We start from the raw sequence: 24,966 nt of genomic DNA on the forward strand, positions 1-24,966 counted from the left end.
AAGTTGATTTCATTGGTCGGAGTGAGAGGATTCGAACCTCCGACCCCTGCCTCCCGAAGACAGTGCTCTACCAGGCTGAGCTACACTCCGACCGTGGCGGGTGATCTATACGCGGCGGGTCTGATGCGCAAGAGGATTCTGTAATGCGACTACCCGAATCTTTCGATCTCAACACCCAAAAATATATGGCAGCGGACCAATGGGCACGGAACCCGGTGATCTAAGCAGGTCGCCATGTTTATGGTTCGCAAAAACGAGCGTTTACATGTTTGCGTTCTGCTGTTGACCGGCGCGCACAGTGTCCGCCAACTTGTTCACCTCCCCCCCCGCCGGGCAGGTCGCGATGGCACCGGTGTTAAAACGTTGGCTGGATGACAGGCTTGTTGAAAGGCAAGGGAATCGCAACCTTTTGCGGTGGAAACCCTGTGGTTTCTTTGTCCGCTTTCGCCCGCGCAGCCATCGTCATCAATTGGTTGTAAAGCGTCCCAGGCAATCACGGCAAGGGATCTGTTTTGTACAGACGAATTTTGGTTCCACCATGGTCGACGACCGGTCCTGGCGCCAGCAAAGGCAGGCGTGTGGCCCGGGCAAGCCCCGGAGCGCTGGTGATCACGCCGACCCGCCATCCCTGGAACCGGTTCATCAGGGTTTTGCCCATCGCGCCATAGACCGAGCGCAAGCGTCTTTCGTCACCAATTCGCGCCCCGTAGGGCGGGTTCACAATGACCAGCCCCGCAGGACCTTCGGGGGGTTTTATGTCGCTGACGGAACGCTGTTGAAACCGTGTCACGGCACCGACTTGGGCCCTTTCGGCATTGGCAGTCGCCGCGTCAACCGCGCCCGAGTTGCGATCCGAGCCGTAGAAGGTAAGCGCGCATTCCGCCGCCTTCGTTTCCCGTCGCATTTCCTGCCACTGATCAGGGTCAAAGCCCGCCAGGTCCTCGAATGCAAAACCGCGGGAGCGGCCAGGGCGCAGACCCAGAGCGATCTCGGCGGCCTCGATCACGAAGGTACCCGATCCGCACATCGGGTCCAGTACGGGTTCATCGCCCGAGTAGCCACATTCTTTCAGGAACATGGCGGCCATTGTTTCGCGCATTGGGGCCTTGGCAATGGCTTCCTTGTGACCGCGTTTGTGCAACAGCTCGCCGGAACTGTCGACCGAGATCGTGCAGATGTCTTTTTCGATTCGAAGCAACACCCGAAGGTTTGCCTCGGATGAAATCGAGGTGCCCAATGTCTCGGATATTGCCCGCTCGATCCTCTGACGAGCTGCACCGGCGTGATAAATTCTGGATTTGCGGCTGATGGCTTCCACCTTGACCGGCACGTCAGGACGCAAAACGGTGCCCCAAGGAAATTTCCGAGCACGTTTGTCCAATTGGGCAAGGTGCACGGCGGGGAAGCTGCCCAGTCGCACCAGAACCTTGTTGGCGCCGCGCAGTGTCAGGTTGGCACGCCAGACCTCGGGCCATGAACCCCGGCATGTTACCCCGCCGGGTACAGTTCTGACCTGCGCGAATCCGTTGAATTGCGCCTCGTCACCAAGAGGCGCCTCGAGGCCCGGCGTGGCAACCAGAAAGATTTCCAAATCTGTGTCTTTTTCCATTCCGGTTGCTTACACTGGAACCCTGGTGGGCGCGATATGCAATTATACGCCATGGATTCAGAAGAAATGACCGATCAATCGCAGGATTGTGTGGTTCATCCTCAAGTTTTGGCGGTAACAGGTTTGCGTTTATGACCTTCCCCGCGTAAAGGGTCCTTGATCGGAAATACGCCTGCGGATTTTGGACCGTTTTCGACGCTTTTGCGACGGAGGCTCGAAAAAACCGCGCTATTGCATGACCCCGAAAGGGCGTTAGCAGAGCTGGCGCAGAAAAGAGGCTTGGAAGAACGTAGCAACATGCAAACTTTCAAACTGAAAAAAGGGCTGGATCTGCCGGTGGAAGGCGCTCCTGCCCAGACCATTCACCCGGGCCCGGAATACGCGACCGTTGGCGTCCTGGGCGGTGACTACATCGGCCTGAAACCCAAGATGCTGGTGCAGGAAGGCGACAGCGTCGTACGTGGCGCGCCGCTGTTCTGTCACAAGGACGCGCCTGACGCGATGATGGTCGCACCGGTAAGTGGCAGGGTCGTCGCGATCAACCGTGGTGCCCGTCGGGTGCTGCAAAGCGTCGTGATCGAAGTGACAGATGTCAATGACACCGGTGTTGATTTCTCGGGCATAGGGGATGCCGACAGCGCCGAAGGCGTGACGGCCAAGCTGTGCGCCGCCGGCCTGTGGACGTCGTTCCGCACGCGCCCCTATTCAAAAATGCCGAACCCCGGCGTCAAACCGGATGCGATCTTTGTCACCGCCATGGACAGTGACCCGCTGGCCGCTGACGCTGCCACGATCATTGCCGAGGCGCCCGAAGAATTTACCGCCGGTTTGGCGGCAGTCAGCACATTGACCGAGGGCAAAACCTATCTTTGCCAAAAAGAGGGTGACACGATACCCGGCGCAGATGTCGCCGGTGTCGAAGCTGCATCTTTCGCAGGCCCGCACCCATCGGGGCTGGCCGGAACGCATATTCACTTCCTCGAACCCCTTGCAGGCGACAAGCAGGTCTGGACCATCGGGTATCAGGATGTCATCGCTATTGGTCGCCTGATGCTGACCGGCCATCTGGATCCGAATGTCGTGATTGCCCTGACGGGGCCGGGTGCGCGTCAACCACGTTTGATCCGTACCGTGATGGGCGCATCAACTGACGATCTGACCCGCGACGAAGTCGATGTGGACGGCACGCCCCGCATCATTTCGGGTTCGATCCTGTCGGGCCGGCACGCTGAGGGCCCGACCGCCTATCTGGGCCGGTTCGCGCGTCAGATCAGCATCATCCGTGAAGATCCCGATCAAATCCCGATGGGCTGGATTCGTCCGATGCCGTCGAAATACGCGGTCCAGCCTGTATTGGGTTCGGCATTCGCCAAGAAGCTGTATGCCTTCACGTCCAATCTGAACGGCGGGCGTCGGGCCATGGTGCCCACAGGTGTTTTCGAAGACCTGATGCCGCAGGACTATCTGCCCACTCAGTTGCTGCGGGCGCTGCTGGTAATGGATACGGACACTGCCCAAGCCCTGGGTGCGCTGGAGCTGGACGAAGAGGATCTTGGCCTTGTGGGCTTTGCCTGTCCGGCAAAATATGAATACGGGCTGGCGCTGCGCGACTGCCTGAGCAAAATTGAAAAGGAGGGCTGAGCCGAATGGGTTTGCGCAGCTTCTTTGACAGGATCGAGCCGAACTTTACCAAGGGCGGCAAGTACGAAAAGTACTTCCCCATCTACGAGATGGTGGAAAGCTTCATCTACACTCCAAAAACCGTGACCACGGTGGCGCCGCACGCGCGGTCCTATGTGGATATGAAGCGGATCATGACCTATGTCGTGATCGCGACGATCCCCTGCATCCTGTGGGGGATGTGGAACACCGGCTATCAGGCAAACTCTGCGATTGCTTTGCTGGGTCCGGAATCGGCCACCGGCTGGCGGATTGCTTTGTTGCAGATGTTCGGGATTTCGCTGGACCCGTCCAGCATCTTTGCCAATGTCATGCATGGTCTGATGTATTTCCTTCCGATCTACATCGTCACGCTGGTCGCGGGCGGTATCTTCGAGGTCATCTTTGCCACCGTGCGCGGCCATGAGGTGAACGAAGGCTTCCTAGTTACATCAATGCTTTACACGCTGATCATGCCTGCTACGACGCCCCTGTGGCAGGTGGCATTGGGCATCATCTTCGGCGTTGTGATCGGTAAGGAAGTGTTCGGGGGCACCGGCAAGAACTTTCTCAACCCCGCGCTTGTGGGGCGGGCGTTTTTGTATTTCGCCTATCCGGCGCAGATGTCGGGGGATGCGGTCTGGACACCCGTTGACGGGTTCTCGGGCGCAACTGCATTGGGCGTGTCTGCGGCCGAAGGCGTGCAGGCGCTGGCCGCTGAAGGCATCACCTGGTCGAGCGCGTTTTTCGGCACCATTCAGGGCAGCTTTGGCGAAACATCGACGCTGGCCTGCATGATCGGTCTGGCTTTCCTTCTGATGACCAGGATCGCCAACTATCGCCTGATTGTGGGCTGTCTGGCGGGCACCATCGGCTTTACCCTGCTGCTGAACCTGATCGGATCGGATACCAACCCGATGTTCGCGATGCCATGGTACTGGCATATCGTGTTGGGCGGTTACGCTTTCGGGCTGGCCTTTATGGTGACGGAACCGGTTTCCGCCAGCCACACCAATGTAGGGCGTTATATTTATGGCGCTCTGATCGGTGTCATGGTCGTGATGATCCGCGTGATCAACCCGGCTTTCCCCGAAGGCATGATGCTGGCAATCCTGTTCGGCAACGTCTTTGCACCGCTGATCGACTATTTCGTCGTGCAAGCCAACATCAAACGGAGGGCGCGTCGCCATGTCTGATACGCAATCCCCAGATCAAAACGAGGCACCCAAGGGCGCATTAGCCAAATTCCTGGCGGCGTCGCCGGATTCTGTTGGCAAGACGATCTTCATCGCCGTTGCCGTCTGTCTGGTCGCCTCGATGGTTGTGTCCGCGGCCGCAGTCAGCCTGCGCCCGGTGCAAGAGGCCAACCGGCTGCAGGACAAACAGGTAAACGTTCTGCAAGTTGCGGGCGTGTTCGAGCCGGGCATCGACGTGACAGAGGCTTTTGCCGCCTTCGAACCACATGTGCTGGAGCTGTCCACAGGCACCTTCGTCGATGATCAGTTTGATCCGACCACATTTGACGACATCGCCGCCGCTAGCGATCCTGAGCTGAGCGTCGCGTTGGACAATGACCCCGCCGGTATCGGCCGCAAATCCAAATACCGTGTTATCTATCTGCTGCGCGATGATGCAGGTGATCTGGACAAGGTGATCCTGCCTCTGCACGGATACGGCCTGTGGTCGACGCTCTATGGATTTATTGCGCTTGAAAACAACGGCAACGATATCTACGGCCTGCAATTCTATCAGCATGGTGAAACTCCGGGTCTTGGGGCCGAGGTGGACAACCCACGCTGGAAAGCCCTGTGGAACGGGAAAAAGCTGCGCGACGAAGCAGGTGATCTGCAAATCACCGTTGCCAAATCACAGCCCGCAGCCGGGCCAGATTTCTATGTGGATGCGTTGGCGGGGGCCACGCTGACGTCGGTCGGCGTCGATAACCTTGTGAAATTCTGGATGGGCGATGCGGGCTATGGTCCCTTCCTGGCCAAACTTCAAGCAGGAGAGATTTGATGTCCCAGACCAAGAAAGAGATGCTGGTCGACCCGCTTGTCGACAACAATCCGATCACATTGCAGGTGTTGGGCATCTGTTCAGCACTTGCGGTGACATCATCGTTGCAAGTGTCGATGGTGATGGCGCTGGCGGTGATCTTCGTGACCTCGTTTTCGTCGTTCTTCATTTCGTGCCTGCGCAACCAGATCCCCGGTTCGATCCGGATCATCGTTCAGATGGTGATCATCGCGTCGTTGGTGATCTTGGTGGACCAGATCCTGAAAGCCTATGCTTTCGAGATTTCGAAAACCCTGTCGGTTTTCGTCGGCCTGATCATCACCAACTGCATCGTGATGGGCCGCGCCGAGGCGTTTGCGATGAAGAATCCGCCGGTTGCGTCCTTTATCGACGGAATGGGCAACGGCATGGGCTATGGTCTTATCCTGCTGCTGGTCGGCTTCATTCGCGAGCTGTTTGGCGCGGGGTCGCTGTTCGGCGTTACCATTCTGGAAACCGTCAACAATGGCGGCTGGTACGTGCCCAACGGCATGCTGTTGCTGCCGCCCTCGGCGTTCTTCATCATCGGTCTGATCATCTGGGCCTTCCGCACCTGGAAGCCGAACCAGGTGGAAGAGCGTGAATACAAAATTCAGCAGGTAGAGGCCCACTGATGGAAGGTCTGATCTCACTGGCCGTAAAGGCCATCTTTGTCGAAAACCTTGCGCTTAGCTTCTTCCTGGGGATGTGTACCTTCATCGCCGTGTCCAAGAAGATTTCGACAGCGCTGGGTCTGGGGATTTCGGTCATGGTCGTGCAGGCCATCACCGTGCCTGCCAACAACCTACTGCTGAACTACTTGTTGAAACCGGGCGCGCTGGCCTGGGCCGGGTTCCCGGATGTAGACCTGACCTTCCTTGGCCTGATTTCCTATATCGGCGTGATCGCGGCGATGGTTCAGATACTCGAGATGGTTTTGGACAAGTATTTCCCACCGCTTTACAACGCGTTGGGGATCTTTCTGCCACTGATCACGGTGAACTGCGCCATCCTTGGCGGGTCGCTGTTCATGGTGGAGCGTGACTATAACTTTGCCGAGGCGGCGACTTATGGCTTGTCTTCCGGTTTTGGCTGGGCACTGGCAATCACCGCAATGGCCGGAGTCCGGGAAAAGCTGAAATATTCAGACATCCCCGATGGTCTGCAAGGTCTGGGCATCACTTTCATTACCGCAGGTCTGATGGCTATGGCCTTCATGTCCTTCTCGGGCGTGAAACTGTAAGGGGGCGTTGATGGAAACCTTTACCTTAGGCGTAGCTCTTTTCACCGCAATCGTTCTGGCATTGGTGGCCATCATCATGGCCGCCCGATCCAAGCTGGTATCGACCGGAAACGTCAACATTACGATCAACGGCGAAAAGACCATTTCCGTTCCGGCAGGTGGCAAGCTGCTACAGACGCTGGCTGCCGAGAAGCTGTTTGTCCCTTCGGCCTGCGGTGGCGGCGGCACCTGTGCGCAGTGTCGGGTGCGGGTGCATTCGGGGGGCGGATCGATCCTGCCGACCGAAGAAAGCCATATCACGAAACGTGAAGCGTCATGTGGTGATCGCCTGTCTTGTCAGGTGGCGGTCAAGCAGGACATGGATATCGAAGTTCCGGAAGAAGTCTTCGGCGTCAAGAAATGGGAATGTACCGTTCGGTCGAACGAAAACGTAGCGACCTTCATCAAGGCGTTGATCCTGGACCTGCCCGAGGGTGAGGATGTGAACTTCCGCGCCGGTGGCTACATCCAGATCGAAGCACCTGCACACCAGTTGAAATACACGGATTTCGACATTGAAGAGGAATATCGCGAGGATTGGGATCGCTTCAATCTGTGGCAATATGAATCGGTGGTGACCGAACCCATCGAGCGCGCCTATTCGATGGCCAACTACCCGGACGAAAAGGGCATGATCATGCTGAACGTCCGCGTGGCCTCGCCGCCGCCGGGGTCCGAAGGCATTCCGGCGGGTCAGATGTCGTCTTACATCTTCAACCTGAAGCCGGGTGACAAGGTCACCATTTCAGGCCCATTCGGCGAGTTCTTTGCCCGCGAAACTGACAAAGAGATGGTCTTTATTGGCGGCGGCGCCGGTATGGCACCAATGCGCAGCCATATCTTTGATCAGCTCAAGCGTCTTCAGAACCGCAACCGCAAGATCAGCTTCTGGTACGGTGCGCGGTCTAAGAAAGAGATGTTCTTTGTCGAAGACTTCGACAGTCTGGCTGAAGAATTCGACAATTTCGAGTGGCATGTGGCCTTGTCGGACGCGCAGCCCGAGGACAATTGGAAAGGCTATACCGGCTTCATCCACAACGTATTGTTCGAAGAGTACCTCAAGAACCATCCCGCGCCTGAGGATTGCGAATACTACATGTGTGGTCCGCCAATCATGAACCAGTCGGTCATCAACATGCTGCTGGATCTGGGCGTGGACCGCGAAGACATCATGCTCGACGATTTCGGCGGCTAAGGAACAAAAAAGAACCGGCGTTGAAGACGCCGGTTCTTTCATTTGGCGGTAAGCCTGCGTTATTTTCCGTAATACTCTCGATACCACGCGACGAATTGTGTGATACCGTCTTTCAGATCTGTCTGGGGGCGATAGTTCGTCAGTCTTTGTAGCAGCCGATTGTCCGCCCAAGTGGCATGAACATCACCCATCTGCATCGGCATGAAATTCTTGATCGCCTTCTGCCCCACGGCCTGTTCGATGGCTTCGATGAAATCCATCAGGCGCACTTTTTCGCCGTTGCCGATATTCACGATGCGATAGGGCGCGACGGGCGACAGGCTGTCTCCGTCCTCGATATCCTCACGGCTGGCTGGCCGCACCGGAGGCACATCGATCAGCAATCTGATGCCGCGTACAAGGTCCTGGACATGGGTGAAATCCCGGTACATGTCGCCGTGATTGTAAATGTCGATCGGGCGACCATCCAGGATGGCGGCGACAAATTTGAAATACGCCAGATCCGGTCGTCCCCAGGTGCCGTAGACGGTAAAGAAGCGGAACATGGTCGTCGGCAAATCCCACAAATGGGCATAGGAATGCCCCATCGCCTCATTCGCCTTTTTTGTCGCGGAATAGATGGTAAGCTGGGTGTCGGCTTTTTCCGTCTCGGTGAAGGGCATGTCCTCGTTGGCACCGTATATCGAAGAGGTCGATGCCATCAAAAGATGATCCACCTTATGTTGCCGTGCAATTTCCATCACGTTGAATGTTCCAACGACATTCGATTCAACATAGCTGCGGGGATGTTCCAAACTGTGTCTCACACCGGCCTGAGCCGCCAGATGAACGATGACTTCCGGCTGAAATTCTTCGGCGACCTGCATCAACCGATCAAAATTTTCCAACCGATCCTCGGTTGCCGTGAACCCGGGTGTCTGAAGCAGAATTTGATGCCGACGCTGTTTCAGGACCGCATCATAGTAATCCGTCATCCCGTCGTATCCATGCACGCGGAACCCTTCCTCTAACAGCCGCTTTGCCAGATGGAACCCGATGAACCCCGCAGAGCCCGTAATCAAAACCCGTTTCATAGAACCCTCAAAACGCCCTGCACGATCATCGCTGAACAAAAGGTTCTTCCCGTGATGCCGGGTCAAACATTTTGAACTGCGCCGAAGGTCATATCGAACATCCAGACGTCATTGGTCAACTCTTTGCTGATTCAATCAGATGCTCATTGCCGCCAATGGGCGAGAAGGATAGGGATCAACGTGTATGATTACGAACTGGATCAGACGGTGGTTCGACCGCACGGCGGGGCGGACAACGAATGCAGTGTCTTGCGACATCGCTCCGGCCGAGAAAGTGACGGCCGTGGGCGATATCCACGGTCGTCTGGACTTGTTGCAGGCGTTGTTGCCCAGACTGGACGATCAGAGCTTACTGGTCTTTGTCGGAGATTACATCGACCGAGGGCCATACAGCGCGCAGGTGCTGCGCCACCTGTTTCACCTGAGCGAGACGTCAGGAGGACGCGTTCAGTGTCTTCTTGGAAACCACGAAGAGTTTCTGTTGCAATTCCTGGAGGTGCCGGAAGGCAACGCCCGGCTCTGGTTTCAAAATGGGGGTGTGCACACGTTGGCGTCTTTCGGGCTGAAACCGCCCGGGGATATCGACAACTACCAGCAGGTTCGAAAACTGGCGGATGATCTTCGCCTGAAGATGGGGGAAAGCCTGATCAACTGGCTAGCTGACCGGCCTTTGACCTGGACTACCGGCAACGTCACATTCGTTCATGCGGCGCTGGACCCCCGACATCCGACTGAGGCCCAGGATCGCCAGATTTGTCTTTGGGGACATCCCATGTTTCCCAGGCTGGCCCGCAGCGATGGCCAATGGGTGGTGCATGGCCACACCATCATGGACCTGCCCCGGATCAGGAACCGGGTGGTATCGGTTGACACGGGCGCATTCGCTTCGGGTCGTTTGACAGCCGCCGAGATCAACGCCGGAAGTATTCAGTTCACCTCGACCGGATGAACAGTGGGCCTTTAACCGACGATCATTTGCTTCATGCGAAGCGCTTCATATTCCAACTCTTTGAGACGGAAGTGGACAACGTCTCCGATCGTGATGACGCCGCACAAATTGCCGTCGCGCAGCACCGGCATATGGCGAAAACGACCCTCGGTCATTGTTTTCAGAACTTCATTCAGCAGATCATCCAGTGTGCAGGTCTTAACATCCCTGGTCATGAGGTCTTCGACCGATTGCGGAAGGGTCTGGCCGGGTGTGTCTGCCATGCGCCGAACGATGTCGCGCTCTGACAAAATCCCCTGCAATGCCCCGTTCTGATCCGTCACGAGAACAGCGCCGATCCGTTTTTCCTTCAGCGTGTTGACCACGGAATGGATCGTGTCATTTGGCCGCACCGAAAACACCGCGTCCCCTTTACCTTCAAGCAGCCTGGCCACGGTTGTCTGCGAATGCGACAGGTTCGATTCCGCAGACTGGCTGTACGTCGTCTTGTCAGCCTTGTCGCCACGCGAAGGCGACTGGTAAGAGGTTGGAGCCATGGGCAATCTCCTTGTGGTTCTTGCAAAGTCTTTCCCTTTCACCTTAGCGCAGCTAAACGACCTGTATAGGGTGCAATTGCGCTGATCGGCAAAAACGCGGGCCCGGAAAGGACGTTCAAGCCATTGAGTGAACTCTATCTTACTCCACCCATAGCGGCATTGATCTTCTTTGCCGTTGTTGTTTGTGGCCACAATTTCCGCATGGCGTGGAAGCAACAGCCGCCGGGTTGGCAAAAACGTGCGTGGTTGTTCGGCGTGCCGGCGGGGGTCGGCCTTTTGGTGCTGGGTTTCCTGCCGCTGAAGATGTGATCGCAGTTTGACTTTGGCGGGGGCCACTGGCATATGCCGGGCACAGAATTTCCCGGAGATCGCCGATGCGTCTTTTGCCTTTACTGGCCGTTGCCACTCTTCTTTCCGGCTGTTTGTTCGACAAAGAACCCGAGGTGGTTCGTCTGTCGGGCGAAACAATGGGCACGACCTTCAACATAACCGCGATCGGCGAAGATCTTGATGAGGCCGCATTGGCCGCGGCTGTCGAAGAGACGCTGGCCGAGGTGAACGCCAAAATGTCCAATTGGGATCCAGAATCCGAGGTGTCCGTCTTTTCCGCTTCAACTAGCACAGCCCCCGTTCCGGTCTCGGACGAACTCGCACTGGTCCTTTCGGCCGCCAATGACGTGCACGAAAAAACCGGTGGGACTTTTGATGTAACTCTGGGCCCGCTGATCGAACTTTGGGGCTTTGGCCCACGCAAGCCCGAGGATCCAGTGCCATCGGATCCCGAAATCGAGGCCGCGTTAAGCGGCGTCGGGCAGGCCCGTTTGCTGACGCTCGACACCGAAGCCGGCACGCTGTCGAAGGCTGATCCGCAGGTGGGCATCAACCTGTCGGCGATCGCAAAGGGCTATGGCATCGATGCGGTTGCCGGCGCTTTGCAGGATGCTGGTATCGACGATTACCTTGTCGAGATCGGCGGTGATCTTGTTGCCAAAGGCAAGAATGAGCAGGGCGAAGCCTGGCGCATTGGCATCGAAAAGCCTGAAACGGGCGCTCAGAGCATTCAACTGATCGTTTCCCTGGATGATCGCGGCATGGCCAGCTCGGGCGACTACAAGAATTTTTTCGAACAGGACGGTGTGCGGTATTCGCATATCATCGATCCGACAACGGGACGCCCGATTACACATCGCACGACTTCTGTCACGGTTCTTGCGGAAAACGCGATGTTGGCGGATGCCTGGGCAACGGCCATGCTGGCTTTGGGTCACGAGAAGGGAATGGACATTGCGGAAAAGTATAAACTTGCCGTGTACTTCATTTCGCGGGATGTGACAGGCGGCGAAGATGCCTATATTACGTCGCACAGCACCGCGTTCAAAGACGCTTTGGGAACCAACTGACAGGCAGGAACCGAGATGAGCACTTTTATTCTGGCCTTTATTCTTTTGGCGCTTGTCATGGTCGGTATGTCATTGGGTGTCATGCTGATGGGGAAGACCATCAAAGGCAGCTGCGGCGGCCTGAATGCGATCTCGGGCGCCGATAAATGCGTTGTGTGCCAAAAGGATGTCGACCCGGACAGCCCGCTGCGCGATCAGTTGCAGTGCAAACGGGCCAGGAAGATGCTGGAACAGATGGAACATCAGGCCTGAAGCAAGTTTTGCTTCGCTCTGCGAACGGAAGTGGCTAACTAGGTCCCCATGACTTTCGGGGAGGCGCCGCGTTGGCCAAGGCAAAGAATATCCTGTTCATCATGTTCGACCAGCTGCGCTGGGATTATCTGAGCTGTTACGGGCACCCACATCTGCATACTCCGAATATCGATCGTCTGGCCGCGCGCGGTGTCCGCTTTGACCGGGCCTATATCCAATCGCCGATTTGCGGCAGTTCCCGTATGTCGACCTATACCGGGCGCTATGTGCATTCCCATGGGGCTTCATGGAACAACATTCCCCTCAAAGTGGGTGAGATCACGTTGGGCGACCACCTGCGCAAGGCGGGAATGGATTGCTGGCTGGTCGGCAAGACACATATGGCCGCCGATGCCGAGGGGATGGCCCGTCTTGGGTTGGAGCCCGACAGCATCATCGGGGCCCGCGTCGCGGAATGCGGGTTTGACGTGTTCGAACGCGATGACGGGTTGCGCGCAGAGGGTCCGGACGGGTTCTATGACCCGGACGGGGCAAAGAAATACAACCATTACCTAGCAGACAAGGGGTACGAGAGCGACAATCCGTGGCATGATTTTGCCAATTCCGGTCTGGATGCCGATGGCAACGTGCTGTCAGGGTGGTTCCTGAAGAATTCATCCGAATCTGCAAATATCGCGGAAGAGGACAGTGAAACACCATATCTGACCACCCGTGGAATCGAGTTCATGAACAGCCATGACGGACCATGGTGCTGTCACCTCAGCTACATCAAGCCTCACTGGCCTTACATCGTGCCGGAACCTTACGCTTCGATGTACGGGCCTGAAGATGTCGTGCCCGTGGTCCGCTCGGAAACTGAGCGAAAGAATGCCCACCCCGTCCTGAAGGCCTTCATGGACACCAAGGTCGGGCAGGCATTTTCACGAAAGGATGTCCGCGAGGCGGTGATCCCAGCTTACATGGGGCTGATCAAACAAGCGGATGACCAGATGGGTCGCCTGTTTGACTGGATGAAGAAAACCGGGCGGATAGACGACACGATGATCGTGCTGACCTCAGATCACGGTGATTTTCTGGGCGACCACTGGATGGGTGAAAAGACCTTTTTCCACGATGCCTCAACCAAAATGCCGCTGATCATTTATGACCCATCACCCGAAGCGGACGTCACGCGCGGCACCACCTGCGACGCGCTGGTCGAGTCGATCGATCTGGTGCCAACGTTTCTGGAACTGGCAGGCGGCGAAAAGGCCGGGCATATTCTCGAAGGGCATTCTCTGCTGCCGATCCTGCATGGTCAGTCCGACAAAACGCCCCGACAGGTCGCGATCTGCGAGTATGACTATTCCGCGTCCCCCATCGCGCAGCGGCTGAACGTACCCGTTCGTGACGCGGTGATGTTCATGGTCGCGAATGAAAGTTGGAAGCTCATCCATTGCGAAGGAGGGTACAGGCCGATCCTGTTCGATCTGGAAAACGACCCCGATGAACTGGTGGATCTGGGTGACAGCGCGGACCACTCGGATATCATCGCGCAAATGTACGATCACCTGTTTGCCTGGGCGCGGCGCCCGTCACAGCGCACCACCCGGTCCGAACAGCACTTGATCGATATGCGGACCCGAAGCGGGGGTACGGGCATCATGATCGGTATCTATGATGAAAACGACACGCCGCTGGAACTGACGGTCAAGTATCGCAACCGCAAGGCGAAGCCATACACGCGTTACCTCAAAGACTAGTCTCGTCCGGGTTGTCACCGATAAAACCATGATGGCTTTAGGTCGAAAAAATGCAGCGGCTCAATGTCCTCCAGCGATGGGCCGAAGCCGCCAGGCCGTTTGATTAATTCTGCGTAATTTGCCGCAAAGATGGTTCACCCCTTGCCGACCAGACGCTAGAAGAAGACCCAAGAGCAGTAATCGGAGAATTTCAATGCCAACCCCCAAACCCGTTGTTCTGTGCATTCTTGATGGGTGGGGCGTGTCAGACGACACACAGGCGAATGCGCCCTATCTGGCGAACACGCCGACCTTTGACGCGATCATGGCCAAATGCCCGCACGCCACGCTGACAACGCATGGCCCGGACGTAGGTCTGCCCAGTGGGCAGATGGGTAACTCCGAAGTCGGTCATACTAATATAGGTGCGGGCCGTGTTGTGGCCATGGATTTGGGGCAGATCGACTTGGCCATCGAAGACGGTTCGTTCTTTGGAAATGAGGCATTGCAGGCATTCATTTCCAAGGTCAAATCCTCAGGGGGGACGGCTCATCTCATGGGGTTGGTCTCGGATGGTGGTGTTCACGGGCACCTGAACCACATCATCGCTGCAACCAAGGCCATTACGGATGCCGGTGTTCCGGTCGCCCTGCATGCGGTCACGGATGGGCGCGACGTGGCCCCCAAATCTGCGCTGACCTATTTTTCCCAGTTGGAAGAACGGCTGCCCGAGGGGGCACGTGTCGTCACGGTAAGCGGTCGCTATTTCGCCATGGATCGCGACAATCGCTGGGAACGGATCGCAGTAGCTTATGACGCGATGATCAACGGCAAGGGCAGGGCGGCCGACACCGCACATGGCGCCGTGGACCATGCCTACAACCAGTCTGAATCTGACGAATTCATTACGCCGACCGTGTTGCAAGGTTACAAGGGCGTCACCGACGGCGATGGTTTTTTCTGTCTAAATTTCCGCGCAGATCGTGCTCGTGAAATCCTGCGCGCGATTGGTGAACCGGGCTTTGCCGAGTTCGAAACCGGGCCGCGGCCGAAACTGTCGGCGCTGCTGGGCATGGTAGAGTATTCCGACGCTCACAACGCATATATGACCGCCGTTTTTCCGAAACGGGCGATTGTGAACACGCTCGGGGAATGGGTCGCCAAACAGGGGTTGCGTCAGTTCCGGCTAGCTGAAACCGAAAAATACCCCCATGTCACTTTTTTCCTGAACGGGGGCAAGGAGACCCCTGAAAAAGGTGAAGATCGCTATATGCCCAAATCACCCAAGGTTGCGACCTATGATTTGCAACCCGAGATGTCCTCGGCTGAGGTCACAGCCAAGTTTGTCGAGGCGATCGAACAAGGTTACGACCTGATCGTAACCAATTACGCCAACCCAGATATGGTCGGGCATACCGGCGACCTTCAAGCTGCGATCAAGGCATGCGAGGCCGTTGATGCGGGGTTGACTCAGGTCGTTGCTGCCTTGGAAAAAGCAGGTGGAGCAATGATCGTCACCGCCGATCACGGTAACTGTGAAGTGATGGTTGATCCGGAAACCGGCGGTCCGCATACGGCGCACACGCTGAACCCGGTGCCCATAGCTTTGGTCGGAGGGCCAGACGGCGCGCAGGTACGCCATGGGCGGTTATCTGATCTGGCGCCGACCCTACTTGATTTGATGAACTTGCCCGAACCGCCGGAAATGACCGGAGAAAGCCTGCTGTCATGAGGCTGGCCGCCCTAGCGATTGTGCTGCTTTCAGCTTGTCAGGCCTTTGCCCAGACCAACGCTTCTCGGGCAGCACTGGATGCGGCAAGGATGCTGGAACAAGCGTCGATCTCGCTGAGCGAAGCAGACGGCGCAAGGGATCGGGTGCGGGCGCTGACCGAAACGATACAAGCCTATGAGGCCGGGCTGAGCGCGATGCGGACCGGTCTGCGCAAGGCTGCAACACGCGAAGCGCAACTGAGCGCGCAATTGAGCGCGCGTGAAAAGGACGTCAGGCAGTTGCTTGGCATCTTGCAGACCATCGAAACGACCGCGCCGCCAGTGCTGATGCTGCACCCGTCAGGCCCATTGGGCGCGGCGCGGGCCGGAATGATGCTGTCCGAGGTCACGCCTGGTCTTAACGCAAAAGCGCAAGCGCTGGCACAGGACCTGCAAGAGGTTCAAGCCCTGCGTCTGCTGCAACAAAGCGCCTCGGAAACTTTGACCGAAGGGCTGCGCGGTGTGCAGGACGCCCGCACGCGGTTGAGCGAAGCGATTGCCGACCGCACTGATTTGCCGCGTCGGTTTGTCGAAGACCCGGTGCGCACGGCCATTCTGATTTCTTCGACCGAGACTCTGGATGGTTTTGCAAGCGGTCTGTCAGAGATTTCAGAAGGCGAGATCATTGAAACCAACGCAAGCATCCTGGATCAGAAAGGACAGATTCCCTTGCCGGTGCAGGGCATTCTGCTGCACAAGGCCGGTGAACCGGACGCCGCAGGGGTCGCCCGCGCTGGTCTGGTCATCGGCACCCGTTCCCGTGCGCTTGTAACATCCCCCACTGCGGCCACGATCCGTTATCGCGGGCCACTGCTGGATTTGGGAAACCTTGTCATTCTGGAGCCGCAACCGGGCCTGTTGTTCGTGTTTTCGGGCTTGCAAGAGGTCTATGGTCAACCCGGGCAGGTGATCCCCAAAGGCACTCCGGTTGGCCTGATGCCGGGTGAAACGCCGGAAATCGGCGCAATATTGTCAACAAGCGGTGATGGCACTGGAACTGATCGTCCAGAAACGCTCTATATAGAGGTAAGAGAAGACAACACCCCGGTGGACCCGGAAACGTGGTTTCGGACCGACAAGGATGGATAAACGAGTATGAAGAAATTTGTGATGGCCGGTTTGGCCGGAACTGTGGCAGGCATTCTTGCGACTACGCAGATCGCAGGCCCACTGCTGGCGCAAGAGGCTGTGAACAAGGCCAGCGTCTATGAACAGCTTGACCTGTTCGGTGACATTTTTGAACGCATCCGTGCGCAATATGTCGAAGAGGTCGAGCCTGAAGAACTTATCGAGGCAGCAATCGATGGTATGCTGACCTCTCTTGATCCGCATTCCAGTTATCTTTCGCCCGATGATGCCGAACAGATGCGCGTGCAGACCCGGGGCGAGTTCGGTGGACTGGGTATTGAGGTCACGCAGGAAGACGGTTTTGTCAAAGTCGTGTCTCCCATCGACGACACACCCGCTGACGAGGCCGGGATCGAAGCCGGAGATTTCATCACACATGTGGATGGCGAAAGCATTCTGGGCCTGACGCTGGACAAGGCGGTGGATCTGATGCGGGGGCCGGTCGGCTCCGAGATTGTTATTACCGTCGTGCGCGAAGGCGAACCTGATCCCTTCGATGTCACCATTATCCGTGACACGATCAAGCTGACCGCCGTTCGCGCCCGCACCGAGGGCACAAGTGTCGTGCTGCGGGTAACGACCTTCAATGATCAGACTTTCCCCAACCTACAGGAAGGGTTGAAGGAACAGATCGAAGAAGCCGGTGGTATCGACAAGGTCAATGGTGTCGTACTGGACCTGCGCAACAACCCGGGCGGTCTGTTGACACAGGCCATCAAAGTTTCGGATGCGTTCCTGAACGAAGGGGAAATCGTCTCGACCCGTGGACGGGACCCGGAAGAGGGTGAGCGTTTCAATGCCACCCCCGGCGATCTGGCGGAAGGCAAACCCATTGTCGTGTTGATCAATGGTGGTTCGGCCTCGGCATCTGAAATCGTCGCGGGCGCGCTACAGGATCATCGCCGGGCCATCGTCGTCGGCACCAAGAGCTTCGGCAAAGGGTCGGTTCAGACGGTGATGCCGCTGCGGGGTGATGGTGCGATGCGCCTGACCACGTCCCGGTATTATACCCCATCGGGGCGGTCGATTCAGGCTCTGGGTGTCAGCCCTGATATTATCGTGGAACAACCCCGTCCGGCGCCAGAACCGGAAGAGGAAGAAACCAACGCCCGTTCGCGCTCCGAGGCCGATCTGCGCGGCAGCCTTAACAATGACAGCCTGAGCGAAGATGAGATCCGCCAGATAGAAGAAGATCGCGCCAAGGCCGAGGCAACCGCAGAGCTAAGGGAAGAGGATTACCAGCTGGCCTATGCCATCGATATCCTGAAGGGACTATCGGCCTTCAACCCCAACGGGCCGTCACAGTAAAACGATAAGGGCTGCGGGTGTCGCAGCCCTTGGCTCCCGATTTCAGCTTTCGATCCGGTGCAGTTTCTTTTCGTCGAGAAGCAGCGCCAGAACGAGACCGACCGAGACGGACAAGGCCGAAAAGACGAAAGCCATACTCATCCCGCTGTCAAACGCCGCCGACAATGCCCGTTGAACCGTCTCTGCCTCGCTGGATGACAACCGGCTTATTACCGCGTGGGCGGACGGCGTATCAAGTGTTCCGCCATTGATCGTGCGAAGCTCTGCTTCGGTCAACTTGATGCCCGAAGCGGCCACATACTGGCGAAGCTCAGACAGGCTGACGACGTACATGATGGCCGTGGCACAGGCGACAGAGATTGCGCCGTAAACCAGGTGGGTCATGAAACTCAGGCCGCCAACCAGCCCAGCCCGTTCCGGCTTTACGGCGCACATTGCAGCAGTGCCTGACGGCCCAACCGTCAAAGTTGCGCCCAGCCCGATCATCGCCATGCCGGGCAGGATGCGAAAGTACCCCAGATCACCGGGCAGCACGACAATGGTCGCAGCGCCGATCGTTGCGATCAGATATCCCCAAAACAGCAGCCGCTTGGGGCCGAAATCATTGTAAAGCGTACCCGAAACAATTGATCCCACGGCAAGCAACACGGTCAGCGGCGCCAAGCCCAGTGCCGATTCAAACGTCGACCAGCCCAGCACCTTTTGCATGTATTGGGGAAAATACAGCAGCCCCACAAATGCCGCGGACACGTTGAACATGTTCAGGCCAAGGGTGATGCGAAACTCGCGGTTTTGCATCATCTGCGGCAAAAGCAGTGGCTCTGTCACGCGTTTCTCGACTTTGGGGAACAGAATGAAAAGCGCAGCGCTGGTGAAAAACAGCATCAACAACGGGACGGACGTCCACCCCCAGTCCGCGCCCACATCCAAACCGTAAAGCAGCAGCAAAACGGCAAAAGACAACACACCCATCCCGGCGAGGTCAAGGTGTTCATCCGGTTTGTGCTGTGTTTCGCGCTCCATCAGGATCAGCGCGGAGGCCATCGAAATGCAGGAAAAGACCACATTGGCGAGGAAAAAGTAGCGCCACTCTCCCAAGTTCACGGCCAATCCGCTGATCATCGGACCAAACACGTTTCCGGTGGTCACACCCGCCAGAATTAGCCCCATCACCAAGGCTCGATGTTCTGGCTTTGATACTTTGGTTGCCCCGAAGGCCAGCGTGCAGGGCCATACACAACCCGCGCCGATGCCTTGCAGCGCACGCGCAATGACAAGAAAATCAAGACTGGGCGAAACGAAGCACATGACCGAGGAAAACAGAAAGATCGACAGGCCAAAAAGCATCATCCTGCGGTGGCCGTACATGTCGCCAAGTCGCCCGCCTGCGACCATGGTCATGGCAAAAAACAAGGCATAGATGTTCAGAACCCATTGGGTGCTGGTGATATCGGCGTCAAAGCTGTTTTCGATCGCAGGCACCAGCATCAGGGCGCCGGTAAAATCAATACCGATACCAAATCCGGTAACCATCAAAGCGATGACTTTGACTATGCTGCTGCGATCCATGATAAGGCGCGATCCGTTCTGAAACCGCCAATGATGCACGAATCTGGCAAGATTGACAGGAAAACCAGCCGGAACGGATCAGGGGTCGTCGCGGCAGATCCGCCGGAAAGCGCGTTTCAGCATATCCAGTTCAGCCCGCAGCAAATCAATTTCGGCCCTTAGATCATCTGCGGCGGGCTCACCGGCAATCACCGTGAAGCTTCCCAGTTTCTCGGTTGTGGCTGCATCTGCAACGACAAACGTGTGCACGCCTTCGGATAGGGCTGCAACAGGCACCTGTATGCGCAAATCCCATCCGTTTTCTGCGGGCGACAGGTCAACTTTGTTCAGGGTTTCGCCCTGATAGCTTACCTCGGGGTTAGGCGTACTGCTGGCTTGAATGTGACCTTGCCAGATTCCGTTTTCGAACCGTATGAAGGTTAGCTTGGTCTGCGTCATGACTGATCTTCTCACAAATCGGCGCGATGAAAACGGCAAAACGTAAGATCCCGCACCACCATGCGATTCATCTCGGGCGTTTCAAAAATCAAATCCAGCCAGATTTTTTCGATCCTGCGCTCATTCAGGGGGAGATGCGCCAGATCAAAATCCACGGCCTTTGATACCTCGCCGGGATCAAGGCGTCGCAACACCTGTTCCATATTGGGCCCGTGCTGAATGTTGAGGCGCGCGAAAACGCCCGATGGCTTTTCACACTCGATCAGGGTTTCCAGCCTCACAAGATGCTCGCGCGTCAGGTGAATTGCAGCGTCCTCAGGCAATTCAACCGAAACGGACAGGAAGGACCCCCCAAAGCTGAAAGCCTCGATCACGAGACTGAACGGAGCCAAATCTCTGTCCTCTCTGTTTCGGACTTGCCGCACGGCAATTTCAGAAAACGGGCAATCGTGGAACACGCTGACCTGACTGTCCAGGACGGTCTTTCGCGGTGCCGAAGCCACACCCGGTTGCGTGAGGGGCGCACGCCATAGGTCGGGACGGCAGCTCCAGTCTGTTCCGACGGGTTTGGGAAACTGTGTGGACCCAATCGTCGGCCGGATCAAGCGACTGTCTGCCTGCTGAATTAAATGATCAAGATGCCTGCGCAAACTGCGGGCCTGATCCCGTTGCAAGCGCAAATCTGCCTGGCTGGCATACGGCGCCTGATGCGCGGCCCGACGCCAGCGCCCCAGAGTCTTGCGATGAGTATAGCGATCCAGAATCCTGCCCATGGCCACGTCGTCCGATAATGCCCGGCCTTAGTCAAGGACAACGGCATGAACAAAACCGTAATAACGGAATTGCTATCGAAGCCTTGTGTTTTCCTGTTGGGGTCTGACCACAATTTGGATAGGCGCAACATGCTGAAACTGAACCGGTCTATTCTTGCAATGTACCGGGTCAGTGCTTACCGTTTGGCTCCTGCAAAGTGGGTCATCCCAAGAACAGCCACACAACAGTTTAGCGCATGACAAGGCCAGGTTATGGAGTCCACTTTATTTGCCTTCATTTGGAAATATTCGAAGAAACAGCAACTTGTTCTACTTCTGCTGACGGTCCTGTCGTTCCCGTTTCTTTACGCCTCGCTGGAACTTCCCAAACAGATCATCAACGACGCAATCGGCGCGCCGGGTGACACGGTAACCATCTGGAACTTCACCGTGACGCAGGTTCAGTATCTAATGATACTGTGTGTTGCGTTCCTGGCGACGGTGATCGTGAGCGGTGTCATGAAGATGCGCATCAACACGATGAAGGGCGTCCTTGCCGAGCGCATGCTGCGGCGCCTGCGCTATACGTTGTTTCAACGGTCGATGCGGTTTCCGAAATCCTATTTTGCGACCACCAGCCAGGGTGAGCTAGTATCGATGATCACGTCCGAGGCCGAACCGATGGGTGGCCTGATGGGGGATGCCATCGCGCAGCCGGTTTTCCAGTTCGGCCAGATGATGACGATCGTCACCTTCCTGTTCATGCAAAGCGTTTGGTTCGGACTTGCCAGTATCGCGCTGATCCCGCTTCAGGCCTGGCTGATCCCCAAGCTTCAGCGGCAAATCAACCTTCTAAACAAGGACCGCATTCAGGAAGTTCGACGTCTGAGCTCGGAGATCGGCGAAACTGCGGCGGGTATCAGCGATCTGCGTACCAACGGAGGGTGGCGCTATCGCCTTGCGCAATTCAGCCATCGGCTGGGGAAACTGTTCGAGATCCGTTTCAAGATCTACAACAAAAAATTCTTCATGAAGTTCCTCAACAACCTGATAACTCAGATGACACCCTTCCTGTTTTATTCAGTGGGAGGATATCTGGCGATTACCGGTGAGGTGACCGTAGGTGCGCTGGTTGCCGCGTTGGGCGCCTACAAGGATCTGAGCGGCCCATGGAAGGATCTGCTGACCTATTACAATCAGGTACAGGACATGTCTTTGCGGTGGGAAATCGTCACCGAAAGATTTGCGCCTGACAACATGATACCGGAAGAGCTGTTCGAGGGAGAACCTGAAACCATCCCGCGTCTGACTGGCGAAATCGAGCTGCGAAATGTGACGGTTCGCGACAGCGATGGGAAAACCGTTCTCGAAGATCTTGATCTGACCATTCCGCGTGGCGCGCGCGTCGCAATTCAGTCTGGACAGGCGTCGGAACGCAGTGCGTTGGGACAGCTTTTGACTCGTGAGGTGTTGCCGGCTCAGGGTGAGGTGATAATAGCGGGGCATAATCTGCGGGGTCTGCATCAGGCCGTCATCGCGGCCCGGATCGGCTATGCCTATTCGCGCCCTTACCTGTTTGACGGCACATTGGGCGACAACCTCATGATGCCTTTGCGCACGCATCCACGACATCAAGCAGATATGCTCAAGGCCCCGACGCGGTGGCAGATCGAAGCTGTTCGTGCAGGCAATTCACCGGATTCTCTGGACGATGAATGGATTGACCCGGGTCTCGCCGGTCTTGACGATATCGACGACATACGTGACTGGTGGTTCCAGCTGGTGGAAGCGATGGGCATCGACGAGTTCATGTTCCGCCGCACTTTGCGTACGCAGTTCGACCCGGAAATTCACCCGGTCCTGGCACAGGAAGTTGTCAATTTACGAGGGACCATCGCCGAGCGCTTGGCAGAAAAGGGGCTTGATCGATATGTGTACCGTTTCGACCCTGATCGCTTTAACCCGGCAGTTCCGCTGGGCGGAAACTTGTTGTTCGCGGCGCCATCCAAGGACATTTCTCCGGATATACTGGCGGGTGACGAACGGTTCGTTCAGATGCTCAGCGCCCATGATCTGGTTGACGACGTGATCAGCATTTCTCAGGCCGTCATGGACACGCTCAGCAAGACCTTCGGGCGGGACGGGGCGGATCACCCGCTTTTCCTGAGGCTTGGCATGTCCAAGGACATGTATCACAAATTGCTGGATATCGAAGAACGGCGCAAAGCCAAGGGTGATATGGCCGTAAGCGACCAGGAGCGCGCATTGCTATTGACGGTACCGTTCCTGTTGACGGCCGAGCAGATCGGCCCAAACTTCCCGGAAGAATACAAGGAAAAGATTCTTGCCATCCGCAAAAGTCAGGCTAAGCGGCTGCTGGACGCGATGGGCGGCATGTTCATGTCAGTTGCGCCGGACATCTATGTGCCACGTCTGACCGCGATGGAAAATGCGATCTACGGCCGGGTTTCGTTGATGGCCGGTGCACACGCGGACGAAATAGAAGACGTTGTGGCCGAAGCCATGAACGAAGCCGGCCTGCGACGCCGTGCAGCTGCCATCATCTACGATCTGCCAGCAGGCCTGGGCGGGAACAATCTGCCGACCGTCTTTCAGGAGCGTGCCGCATTCTCACGCGCGGGTATCAAACGGCCTGACGTCCTGATTCTGGACAGGGCCCTGGCAAGTCACGATTCCGAAAGCCGGTTGCGCACCCGCCTGAAACTGCGGGAATTGTTGCCGGATTCCATTATGATCTTTATGGAAGATCACTTTGCACATCCCGAAGCGTATGATCTGTTTGTGGAAATCAAGGATGGCCGTATCGATGGTGTGTCACGATCCAAATCCCCGCAAGAAGACAGCACGTCGGACGATCTGAGCCGCAAGCTCGAAATCATTTCGGCGACCGAGTTGTTTTCCGGCGTGGATGGCCGCAACCAGCGGTTGTTGGCGTTCTCAGCGCAATGGTACGAAGCAGCAGCGGGGCAAGTCATTTTCTCGCGTGGTCAGGCGCCCGACGCGGCGTATCTGTGCGTCTCAGGGCAGGCCAGGCTGGACTGGCCCACGGATGATGGAAAAAAACGCCCGATCTCAATCATCGAACCCGGGCGGCTGATCGGTGATCTTTCGATCATAACAGGAGAGCCCAGACAACTGGATCTGGTCGCCACCGAAGATTGCAGGTTCCTGCGTATCGGCGCCGAGGAACTGCGTGCCGTGGTCGAAAGCGACGCTTCGGTTGCTACGCAATTGCTACAGACTGTTGCGGGATATCTGACTACGTTGTCCACAAGAATCAATGCGGCGCAGAACCCCGAGGAGCTGCTCCCGACGATTACGGATCAGGCGATTCAGGAAAGCACGGGTGAAAATGCCTAAAGCATATTCCGCTCATGACCATCTGGTCGAAACCGCACGCGGCAAACCGGAAATCTGGCGCCTGTTGCTGGGGCTCTTGCTGGTTGCCGTGCTGGTCAGCGTTCTGAACATGGTATTTTTTACCGTGGTTGCCGGGATGGGTCCGGAAAACTGGGCGCAGACGCTTCTGTTGGGCGGTTCACCCCTCGCGCTGCTGTTGCTGTTGGCCAGTTTCGGATTCATCATTCTGGGCGTGGCCGTCGCCGCGCGGCAGGTTCAGCACAGGTCTTTGGTGTCCATCGTGGGCGGGTACCGATTGGCTGCGGGCCAATTCCTTAAAGTGTTGAAAGCACTTCTTATTTTGGGCGTTGTCGGGTTCCTGCTGCCGCCTTATGGCTTTGGCGGATCTCTGTCGCAGAACCTGCCATTGTCAACTTGGCTTCTTCTTTTGCCGGTTTCGGCCTTGGTTGTTCTGGTGCAGACCAGCGCCGAAGAGCTGTTGTTCAGAGGCTATATTCAGCAAACCCTGGCAGCCAGATTCCAATCGCCTGTCATCTGGATGGGGGTACCATCCATCCTGTTTGCAATTGGACATTACACACCGGACATGGCTGGCGACAACGCGTTGCTGATTGCGCTGTGGGCTTGCGTTTTCGGTCTGCTGACATCGGACCTAACGGCACGGGCGGGAACATTGGGGCCAGCTATCGCCTTGCATTTTTTCAACAACATCATTGCGTTGCTGTTCATCTCGTTGCCGGACAACCTGAACGGACTGGCGCTGTACACCCTTCCGTTTGATGCATCTGATGCCGAACAGCTTCGTCCCTGGCTTCTGGTGGACCTTGCCGTGATGTTCGTTTGCTGGCTGGCCGCGCGACTTGCGCTCAGGCGTTGATTGCAATTCCTTCCGTGGCGTCCTATTTGACGT

At 56.8% G+C, this 24,966-nt stretch carries 22 protein-coding genes and 1 tRNA gene; 16 read left to right on the forward strand and 7 right to left on the reverse strand.

The genetic code is table 11. From position 1 onward, the window contains the following. Nucleotides 1-13 precede the first annotated feature (13 nt). Both ACR0I0_RS09355 and ACR0I0_RS09360 read right to left on the reverse strand, forming a co-directional pair. A tRNA-Pro gene (locus tag ACR0I0_RS09355) sits at nucleotides 14-90 on the reverse strand. A gap of 403 nt (nucleotides 91-493) precedes the next feature. Then, nucleotides 494-1,609, reverse strand: coding sequence for a THUMP domain-containing class I SAM-dependent RNA methyltransferase (locus ACR0I0_RS09360; RefSeq protein ID WP_171636244.1), 1,116 nt, complete (start codon nucleotides 1,607-1,609; stop codon nucleotides 494-496). A gap of 297 nt (nucleotides 1,610-1,906) precedes the next feature. Between ACR0I0_RS09360 and ACR0I0_RS09365 the strand changes: the two genes are divergently transcribed. From ACR0I0_RS09365 to nqrF, 6 genes are read left to right on the forward strand one after another with little or no spacing between them, the layout of a single operon-like run. Continuing rightward, the gene (locus ACR0I0_RS09365) at nucleotides 1,907-3,250 is read left to right on the forward strand and encodes a Na(+)-translocating NADH-quinone reductase subunit A (RefSeq protein WP_480491122.1); all 1,344 of its coding nucleotides are present in this window, start codon (nucleotides 1,907-1,909) and stop codon (nucleotides 3,248-3,250) included. A 5-nt stretch (nucleotides 3,251-3,255) separates the two neighbouring features. Continuing rightward, on the forward strand, nucleotides 3,256-4,464 hold the full coding sequence (locus tag ACR0I0_RS09370) for an NADH:ubiquinone reductase (Na(+)-transporting) subunit B (protein ID WP_171636240.1): 1,209 nt from the start codon (nucleotides 3,256-3,258) through the stop codon (nucleotides 4,462-4,464). Next, nucleotides 4,457-5,284: a Na(+)-translocating NADH-quinone reductase subunit C gene (locus tag ACR0I0_RS09375; RefSeq protein ID WP_480491124.1), complete on the forward strand. Its 828-nt coding sequence runs from the start codon at nucleotides 4,457-4,459 to the stop codon at nucleotides 5,282-5,284. The genes ACR0I0_RS09370 and ACR0I0_RS09375 overlap by 8 nt, the downstream gene beginning before the upstream one ends. Next, nucleotides 5,284-5,937 (forward strand): NADH:ubiquinone reductase (Na(+)-transporting) subunit D, encoded by a 654-nt coding sequence (locus tag ACR0I0_RS09380; RefSeq protein ID WP_152460184.1) that lies wholly within the window; start codon nucleotides 5,284-5,286, stop codon nucleotides 5,935-5,937. The genes ACR0I0_RS09375 and ACR0I0_RS09380 overlap by 1 nt, the downstream gene beginning before the upstream one ends. Beyond that, nucleotides 5,937-6,545 (forward strand): NADH:ubiquinone reductase (Na(+)-transporting) subunit E, encoded by a 609-nt coding sequence (gene nqrE / locus ACR0I0_RS09385; RefSeq protein ID WP_050603817.1) that lies wholly within the window; start codon nucleotides 5,937-5,939, stop codon nucleotides 6,543-6,545. Before ACR0I0_RS09380 ends, nqrE begins: the two co-directional genes overlap by 1 nt. A 10-nt stretch (nucleotides 6,546-6,555) precedes the next feature. Continuing rightward, on the forward strand, nucleotides 6,556-7,779 hold the full coding sequence (gene nqrF / locus ACR0I0_RS09390; RefSeq protein WP_480488275.1) for an NADH:ubiquinone reductase (Na(+)-transporting) subunit F: 1,224 nt from the start codon (nucleotides 6,556-6,558) through the stop codon (nucleotides 7,777-7,779). 59 nt (nucleotides 7,780-7,838) lie between these two features. Here nqrF and ACR0I0_RS09395 read toward each other — a convergent pair whose 3' ends face one another. Next, on the reverse strand, nucleotides 7,839-8,852 hold the full coding sequence (locus ACR0I0_RS09395) for an SDR family NAD(P)-dependent oxidoreductase (protein ID WP_480491126.1): 1,014 nt from the start codon (nucleotides 8,850-8,852) through the stop codon (nucleotides 7,839-7,841). Between the two features lie 184 nt (nucleotides 8,853-9,036). Here ACR0I0_RS09395 and ACR0I0_RS09400 point away from each other — a divergent pair, with 184 nt between their 5' ends. Beyond that, nucleotides 9,037-9,801, forward strand: a complete 765-nt coding sequence (locus tag ACR0I0_RS09400; protein WP_480491127.1) for a metallophosphoesterase family protein — start codon at nucleotides 9,037-9,039, stop codon at nucleotides 9,799-9,801. Between the two features lie 11 nt (nucleotides 9,802-9,812). Here the strand turns inward: ACR0I0_RS09400 and ACR0I0_RS09405 are convergent, their stop codons facing one another. Further along, on the reverse strand, nucleotides 9,813-10,337 hold the full coding sequence (locus ACR0I0_RS09405; RefSeq protein WP_480491128.1) for a CBS domain-containing protein: 525 nt from the start codon (nucleotides 10,335-10,337) through the stop codon (nucleotides 9,813-9,815). 123 nt (nucleotides 10,338-10,460) lie between these two features. On the opposite strand from ACR0I0_RS09405, the gene ACR0I0_RS09410 reads away from it, so the two are divergent. The 7 genes from ACR0I0_RS09410 (at nucleotide 10,461) to ACR0I0_RS09440 (ending at nucleotide 17,916) form a co-directional block, all read left to right on the forward strand. Further along, nucleotides 10,461-10,646: a hypothetical protein gene (locus tag ACR0I0_RS09410; RefSeq protein ID WP_170345279.1), complete on the forward strand. Its 186-nt coding sequence runs from the start codon at nucleotides 10,461-10,463 to the stop codon at nucleotides 10,644-10,646. A gap of 65 nt (nucleotides 10,647-10,711) precedes the next feature. Beyond that, on the forward strand, nucleotides 10,712-11,737 hold the full coding sequence (locus ACR0I0_RS09415; protein WP_171636228.1) for an FAD:protein FMN transferase: 1,026 nt from the start codon (nucleotides 10,712-10,714) through the stop codon (nucleotides 11,735-11,737). A gap of 15 nt (nucleotides 11,738-11,752) precedes the next feature. Then, nucleotides 11,753-11,989 carry a (Na+)-NQR maturation NqrM gene (gene nqrM / locus ACR0I0_RS09420; RefSeq protein ID WP_152460192.1) on the forward strand — a complete coding sequence of 79 codons (237 nt, stop codon included), beginning with the start codon at nucleotides 11,753-11,755 and terminating at the stop codon, nucleotides 11,987-11,989. 71 nt (nucleotides 11,990-12,060) lie between these two features. Beyond that, nucleotides 12,061-13,731: a sulfatase-like hydrolase/transferase gene (locus tag ACR0I0_RS09425; protein WP_480491130.1), complete on the forward strand. Its 1,671-nt coding sequence runs from the start codon at nucleotides 12,061-12,063 to the stop codon at nucleotides 13,729-13,731. Between the two features lie 193 nt (nucleotides 13,732-13,924). After that, nucleotides 13,925-15,442: a 2,3-bisphosphoglycerate-independent phosphoglycerate mutase gene (gpmI, locus tag ACR0I0_RS09430; RefSeq protein ID WP_480491132.1), complete on the forward strand. Its 1,518-nt coding sequence runs from the start codon at nucleotides 13,925-13,927 to the stop codon at nucleotides 15,440-15,442. Next, nucleotides 15,439-16,569, forward strand: a complete 1,131-nt coding sequence (locus tag ACR0I0_RS09435) for a murein hydrolase activator EnvC family protein (protein ID WP_480491134.1) — start codon at nucleotides 15,439-15,441, stop codon at nucleotides 16,567-16,569. Before gpmI ends, ACR0I0_RS09435 begins: the two co-directional genes overlap by 4 nt. 6 nt (nucleotides 16,570-16,575) lie before the next feature. Next, nucleotides 16,576-17,916 carry a S41 family peptidase gene (locus ACR0I0_RS09440; RefSeq protein ID WP_171119151.1) on the forward strand — a complete coding sequence of 447 codons (1,341 nt, stop codon included), beginning with the start codon at nucleotides 16,576-16,578 and terminating at the stop codon, nucleotides 17,914-17,916. Between the two features lie 42 nt (nucleotides 17,917-17,958). Here ACR0I0_RS09440 and ACR0I0_RS09445 read toward each other — a convergent pair whose 3' ends face one another. The 3 genes from ACR0I0_RS09445 to ACR0I0_RS09455 form a co-directional block, all read right to left on the reverse strand. Next, entirely contained in the window at nucleotides 17,959-19,485 is a 1,527-nt protein-coding gene (locus ACR0I0_RS09445; protein ID WP_480491136.1) for an MFS transporter, read from the reverse strand. A 78-nt stretch (nucleotides 19,486-19,563) separates the two neighbouring features. Next, nucleotides 19,564-19,923 (reverse strand): hypothetical protein, encoded by a 360-nt coding sequence (locus ACR0I0_RS09450; protein WP_480491138.1) that lies wholly within the window; start codon nucleotides 19,921-19,923, stop codon nucleotides 19,564-19,566. Nucleotides 19,924-19,934: 11 nt separating this feature from the next. After that, nucleotides 19,935-20,696, reverse strand: a complete 762-nt coding sequence (locus ACR0I0_RS09455; protein WP_480488259.1) for a DUF6478 family protein — start codon at nucleotides 20,694-20,696, stop codon at nucleotides 19,935-19,937. Nucleotides 20,697-20,948: 252 nt separating this feature from the next. Here ACR0I0_RS09455 and ACR0I0_RS09460 point away from each other — a divergent pair, with 252 nt between their 5' ends. Together ACR0I0_RS09460 and ACR0I0_RS09465 are read left to right on the forward strand one after the other, a co-directional pair. After that, nucleotides 20,949-24,056, forward strand: coding sequence for an ABC transporter transmembrane domain-containing protein (locus ACR0I0_RS09460; protein ID WP_480491140.1), 3,108 nt, complete (start codon nucleotides 20,949-20,951; stop codon nucleotides 24,054-24,056). Beyond that, a complete protein-coding gene (locus tag ACR0I0_RS09465) occupies nucleotides 24,049-24,933 on the forward strand; it encodes a CPBP family intramembrane glutamic endopeptidase (RefSeq protein ID WP_209834088.1) in 885 nt (294 codons plus the stop codon). Before ACR0I0_RS09460 ends, ACR0I0_RS09465 begins: the two co-directional genes overlap by 8 nt. Nucleotides 24,934-24,966: the final 33 nt, after the last annotated feature.

It is taken from the genome of Ruegeria sp. AG6, from assembly GCF_056541565.1.

Coding starts and splice junctions, on each gene's coding strand:
- ACR0I0_RS09360 (WP_171636244.1), bottom strand. CDS start 1,609: ATGGAAAAAGACACAGATTTGGAAATCTTTCTGGTTGCCACGCCGGGC.
- ACR0I0_RS09365 (WP_480491122.1), top strand. CDS start 1,907: ATGCAAACTTTCAAACTGAAAAAAGGGCTGGATCTGCCGGTGGAAGGC.
- ACR0I0_RS09370 (WP_171636240.1), top strand. CDS start 3,256: ATGGGTTTGCGCAGCTTCTTTGACAGGATCGAGCCGAACTTTACCAAG.
- ACR0I0_RS09375 (WP_480491124.1), top strand. CDS start 4,457: ATGTCTGATACGCAATCCCCAGATCAAAACGAGGCACCCAAGGGCGCA.
- ACR0I0_RS09380 (WP_152460184.1), top strand. CDS start 5,284: ATGTCCCAGACCAAGAAAGAGATGCTGGTCGACCCGCTTGTCGACAAC.
- nqrE (WP_050603817.1), top strand. CDS start 5,937: ATGGAAGGTCTGATCTCACTGGCCGTAAAGGCCATCTTTGTCGAAAAC.
- nqrF (WP_480488275.1), top strand. CDS start 6,556: ATGGAAACCTTTACCTTAGGCGTAGCTCTTTTCACCGCAATCGTTCTG.
- ACR0I0_RS09395 (WP_480491126.1), bottom strand. CDS start 8,852: ATGAAACGGGTTTTGATTACGGGCTCTGCGGGGTTCATCGGGTTCCAT.
- ACR0I0_RS09400 (WP_480491127.1), top strand. CDS start 9,037: ATGATTACGAACTGGATCAGACGGTGGTTCGACCGCACGGCGGGGCGG.
- ACR0I0_RS09405 (WP_480491128.1), bottom strand. CDS start 10,337: ATGGCTCCAACCTCTTACCAGTCGCCTTCGCGTGGCGACAAGGCTGAC.
- ACR0I0_RS09415 (WP_171636228.1), top strand. CDS start 10,712: ATGCGTCTTTTGCCTTTACTGGCCGTTGCCACTCTTCTTTCCGGCTGT.
- nqrM (WP_152460192.1), top strand. CDS start 11,753: ATGAGCACTTTTATTCTGGCCTTTATTCTTTTGGCGCTTGTCATGGTC.
- gpmI (WP_480491132.1), top strand. CDS start 13,925: ATGCCAACCCCCAAACCCGTTGTTCTGTGCATTCTTGATGGGTGGGGC.
- ACR0I0_RS09435 (WP_480491134.1), top strand. CDS start 15,439: ATGAGGCTGGCCGCCCTAGCGATTGTGCTGCTTTCAGCTTGTCAGGCC.
- ACR0I0_RS09440 (WP_171119151.1), top strand. CDS start 16,576: ATGAAGAAATTTGTGATGGCCGGTTTGGCCGGAACTGTGGCAGGCATT.
- ACR0I0_RS09445 (WP_480491136.1), bottom strand. CDS start 19,485: ATGGATCGCAGCAGCATAGTCAAAGTCATCGCTTTGATGGTTACCGGA.
- ACR0I0_RS09450 (WP_480491138.1), bottom strand. CDS start 19,923: ATGACGCAGACCAAGCTAACCTTCATACGGTTCGAAAACGGAATCTGG.
- ACR0I0_RS09455 (WP_480488259.1), bottom strand. CDS start 20,696: ATGGGCAGGATTCTGGATCGCTATACTCATCGCAAGACTCTGGGGCGC.
- ACR0I0_RS09460 (WP_480491140.1), top strand. CDS start 20,949: ATGGAGTCCACTTTATTTGCCTTCATTTGGAAATATTCGAAGAAACAG.
- ACR0I0_RS09465 (WP_209834088.1), top strand. CDS start 24,049: ATGCCTAAAGCATATTCCGCTCATGACCATCTGGTCGAAACCGCACGC.